The sequence below is a fragment of the Actinokineospora sp. PR83 genome, assembly GCF_021056305.1.
Taxonomy (GTDB): Bacteria; Actinomycetota; Actinomycetes; order Mycobacteriales; family Pseudonocardiaceae; genus Actinokineospora; species Actinokineospora spheciospongiae.
In genome coordinates this window covers 1-5054 of sequence record NZ_JAJCXD010000140.1, presented here as the reverse complement: position 1 = coordinate 5054, position 5054 = coordinate 1, and the positions used below count along the sequence as shown (strand labels likewise).

Sequence of the window (5054 nt, the reverse complement as noted above, 5' to 3'; positions counted from 1 at the left end):
ACCCGACCGCGCGGGCCGTCGCCGCGGAGCCCGCGCCCGTCGCCCCCGGCGGATTCGCCGGGCGCCTGCGCGCGCTGCCCGGGGACGAGCGCGGGCCCGCGGTCCTCGACGCCCTCCGGGGGCACGCCGCCGCCGCGCTCGGCCACGCCGACACCGCCGCGATCGACCCGGCCGCGGCGTTCCGCGACCTCGGGTTCGACTCGCTGATCGCCGTCGACCTGCACCAGCGGCTGGTGGACGCGCTCGGGCTGGACCTGCCCGCCTCGCTGGTCTACGACCACCCGACCCCCGCCCGGCTCGCGGACTTCCTGCTGGCCACGGCCCTGGGCGAGGAGGTCGGGGACGGGGTGCCCGCGCCCGCGGGTCCCGTCGACGAGCCGATCGCCATCGTGGGCATGGCCTGCCGGTTCCCCGGCGGCATCGCGGGACCGGAGGACCTGTGGGCGGTGGCGGCCGAGGGCCGCCACGTGACCGGGGACTTCCCCACCGACCGGGGCTGGGACCTCGACGCGCTGTTCGCCCCCGGCCCGGACGGCGCCCCGGCGGTGGCCACGCGGCGCGGGGGCTTCCTGGCCGATGCGGCCGGGTTCGACGCGGAGTTCTTCGGCATCGCCCCGCGCGAGGCGGTGGCGATGGACCCGGCGCAGCGGTTGCTGCTGGAGACCTCCTGGGAGGCCGTGGAGCGCGCCGGGGTCGACCCGACCTCGCTGCGCGGCACCCGTACGGGCGTGTTCGTCGGCACCTTCGGCGGCGGCTACGGCTCGCTGCTCGACGGCAGGGGCGACGCCAGGGGGTTCATCATGACCGGGACCACGCCCAGCGTGCTGTCCGGTCGGCTGTCGTACGTGCTGGGCCTGGTGGGGCCCGCGCTGACCGTGGACACCGCGTGCTCGTCGTCGCTGGTGGCGCTGCACCTGGCGGCGCAGGCCCTGCGGGCGGGCGAGTGCTCGCTGGCGCTGGCGGGCGGGGTGACCGTCATGTCGACACCGGACAGCTTCCTGGAGTTCACCCGGCAGGGCGGCCTGTCCGCCGACGGCCGGTGCAAGGCGTTCTCCGATTCCGCCGACGGCACGGGCTGGTCCGAGGGTGTCGGCGTGCTGGTGGTGGAGCGGCTGTCGGACGCCCAGCGCAACGGGCACCGGGTGTTGGCGGTGGTGCGGGGTTCGGCGGTGAACCAGGACGGTGCGTCGAATGGTCTGACGGCGCCGAACGGCCCGTCGCAGCAGCGGGTGATCCGGGCGGCGTTGGCGAGCGCCGGTCTGGTTTCGTCCGATGTGGATGCGGTGGAGGCGCACGGCACCGGCACCAGGCTGGGTGACCCGATCGAGGCGCAGGCGGTGCTGGCGACCTACGGGCGCGACCGGGAGACCCCGCTGCTGCTGGGCTCGCTGAAGTCCAACATCGGGCACTCGCAGGCGGCGGCGGGTGTCGCCGGTGTGATCAAGATGGTGCAGGCGCTGCGGTTCGGCGTGCTGCCGAAGACACTGCACGTGGACCGACCCTCGTCGCGGGTGGACTGGTCGGCGGGCCGGGTGGAACTGCTCACCGAGGCGGTGGCGTGGCCCGCCGTGGACCGGCCGCGGCGGGCCGCCGTGTCCTCCTTCGGCGTCTCCGGCACCAATGCGCACGTGATCCTGGAGTGCCCGGTCGAGTCCGACGCCGTGCCCGAGTCCGACCGGTCGGTGGTCGTGCCGTGGGTGCTGTCGGGTCGCACGCCGCAGGTGGTGCGGGCCCAGGCCGAGCGGTTGCTGGCCGTGGACGCGGCGCCGGTCGACGTGGCGTCGTCGCTGCTCGGCACCCGGGCGGTGTTCGACCACCGGGCCGTCGTCGTCGGCCGGGACCTGCGGCGCGCGTTGGCCGCGGTGGCCGAGGGGGTCGAGGACGAGGGCGCGGTGACCGGGGCGGTCGCGCCCGGGGTGGTGTCGTCGCCGGGTCCGGTGTTCGTGTTCCCCGGGCAGGGGAGCCAGTGGGTGGGCATGGCCCAGGAGTTGGTGGAGTCGTGCCCGGTGTTCGCCGAGTTGCTCGACGAGTGCGCGCGGGCGTTGGCGCCGCACGTGGAGTGGGAGTTGTCGGAGGTGCTCGGTGACGCGGAGGCGTTGTCGAGGGTGGAGGTGGTGCAGCCCGCGCTGTGGGCGGTGATGGTGTCGTTGGCGGGGTTGTGGCGGTCGTGGGGTATCGAGCCGTCGGCGGTGGTGGGTCACTCGCAGGGTGAGATCGCCGCGGCGGTGGTCGCCGGGGCGTTGTCGCTGGAGGACGGGGCGCTGGTCGTGACGGCGCGCAGCGCGTTGATCGCGGGTGTGCTGGCGGGTACGGGCGGGATGGCCTCGGTGGCTGCCACACCGGAGCGGGTGGTCGAGCTGGGGGGTGAGATCGCCGCGGTGAACGGTCCCGGTTCGGTTGTGGTGGCGGGTGCGGCGTCGGAGTTGGACGCGTTCGTGGCCCGCGCCGAGGCTGAGGGTGTGTGGGTGCGGCGGATCGCGGTGGATTACGGGTCGCACTCGGTGGAGGTCGAGGCGCTGCGGGAACAACTGCTGGAGGTGCTGGCCCCGATCCGGCCGCGTGAGCCGGAGGTGCCGTTCCCGTCCACGGTGGCCGGTGGGCGCCCCGGTCTGGCCGACGCCGAGTACTGGTACCGGAACCTGCGGGAAACCGTCGAGTTCGAGCGCACGATCCGGGACCTGCTGGCCCAGGAGCACGCGATCTTCGTCGAGGTCAGCCCGCACCCGGTGCTGACCGGCGCCGTGGAGGCGACAGCCGAGACCGCGGGCGTCGAGGTCGTGGCGACCGGTTCCACCCGCCGCGACAACGGCGGCGTGGACGCCCTGCACCTGGCGCTGGGCCGGTTGTGGTCGCGCGGCCACCCGGTGGACTGGGCGGCCCTGGTGCCCGCCGGGCAGCACGTCGACCTGCCCACCTACGCCTTCGAGCACCAGCGGTTCTGGCCGGAGCGCGGCACCGCGGGCGACGTGTCCGGTGCCGGTCTCGACCGGGCCGGGCACCCGCTGCTCGGCGCGGTGGTCGACCTGGCCGACGGGGGCGGTCTGGTGCTCACCGGCAGGCTGTCCGCGAGCGAGCAGCCGTGGCTGGCCGACCACGTCGTGGCCGGTCGGGTCCTGTTCCCCGGCACCGGGTTCGTGGAGCTCGCGGTGCGCGCGGGCGACGAGGTGGGCTGTGGGCTGCTGGCCGAGCTGACCATCGAGGCGCCGCTCGTGCTGCCCGCGCGCGGCGCGGTCCGCGTGCAGGTCGCGGTCGGTGCGGCCGACGACACCGACCACCGCCCGGTGAGCGTGTCCTCCTGGGTGGACGGCGCGTGGACCCGGCACGTCGCCGGGCAGCTCGCCCCCCGGGCCACCCCGCCGGACACCGCGTTCGCCCGCGGGCAGTGGCCGCCCGCCGGTGCCGTGGCCGTGCCGGTGGACGATTGCTACGAGTTCCTGGCGGGGGTGGACCTGGACTACGGACCGGCGTTCCGGGGCGTGCGCGCCGTGTGGCAGCGCGACGGCGAGGTCTTCGCCGAGGTCGCCCTGCCCGACGTCGTGGCCGACCACGCAGGCGCCTTCGGCCTGCACCCGGCGCTGCTCGACGCGGCGGTGCAGGTGTCCTTCCTCGGCGACCTGGGGGTGACCCCCGGCGCGCTGCCCTTCGCCTGGCAGGACGTGTCGCTGCACGCGTCCGGCGCCGCCGAGCTGCGGGTGCGCCTGGCGCCCACCGGTTCCGGCGTGTCCATCACCGCCGCCGACGGGGCCGGTTCGCCGGTCGCGGCCATCGGGTCGCTGACCCTGCGCCCGGTGGCCGCCACCACCGCGGCCCGCCCGCACGACTCCCTGTACGAACTGCACTGGACACCGCTGCCCGCGGCGGACCCGGTCGACCCCGCGATCGTGGTGGAGTTCGCACCGCCCTCCGGTGACGTGGTGGCCGCCGCGCACGCCGCGGCGGCGAAGGCGCTCGCGGCCGTGCAGGAGGCGCTCACCGCCGACGACGGGCAGCCCCGGCTGTTCGTGACGCACGGCGCGGTGACCGGCGACGACCTCGCGGCGGCCACCGTGTGGGGCCTGGTGCGCACCGCCCAGACGGAGAACCCGGGCAGCTTCCTGCTGCTGGACCTGCCGGAGGACGCCGACCTCCCGGCCGCGTACGGCGCGCTGGTCGCCTCCGGTGAACCGCAGGGTCGGGTGCGTGACGGCGTCGTGCACGCCGCCCGCCTGGGCCGCTTCACACACACCGCCCCCGACGAGCCCGCACCGCTCGGCACGGTCCTCATCACCGGCGGCACGAGCGGCCTCGGCCGCGCGCTCGCCCGGCACCTGGCCGAGCGCGGCGCGACCGGGCTCGTCCTCGCGTCCCGGCGCGGTCCCGCCGCCGAAGGCGCCGCGGAACTCCTCGCCGAACTGGCCGAGCTGGGCGCTCAGGCCCGGGTCGTGGCCTGCGACCTCGCCGACGCCGACGCCACCCGAGCACTCGTCGCGGACATCCCCGACCTGACCTCGGTCGTGCACACCGCGGGCGTCCTCGACGACGGTGTGCTCGGCTCGCTGACGCCGCAGCGGCTGGCGGCGGTGCTGCGGGCCAAGGTCGACGCGTCCTGGCACCTGCACGAGGCGACCAGGGACCGACCGCTCGCGCACTTCGTCCTGTTCTCCTCGGTCATGGGCGTCCTCGGCGGGGCGGGGCAGGCGAACTACGCGGCGGCGAACACCTTCCTCGACGCGCTGGCCGCCCACCGCCACGCGCTGGGCCTGCCCGCGACCTCACTGGCGTGGGGCTTCTGGGAGCAGGCCACCGGCATGACCTCGGCGCTGTCCGACGCGGACACCGCGCGGATGGCGCGCGACGGCCTGACGCCGATCCCCGGCGGGCAGGGCATGGCGCTGTTCGACGCCGCGCTGACAGCGGGCGCCCCCTCGCTCGTGCCCGCGCGGTTCGACCTCGCGGCGCTGCGAGCGCGGGCCGAGGTGCCCCCGGTCCTGCGCGGCCTGGTCGGCGGTCGCCGCGCCGCCGCACCCGCCGCGGGCGCGGGAACGGCCCCGCTGTCCGCGCGGCTGGCCGGTGTG

At 76.2% G+C, this 5054-nt stretch carries 1 protein-coding gene; it reads left to right on the top strand.

What is annotated here, in order from left to right; translation table 11 throughout:
• The coding region (locus tag L6E12_RS33395) for a type I polyketide synthase (RefSeq protein ID WP_236231913.1) at positions 1-5054 on the top strand (5054 nt) is incomplete at both ends.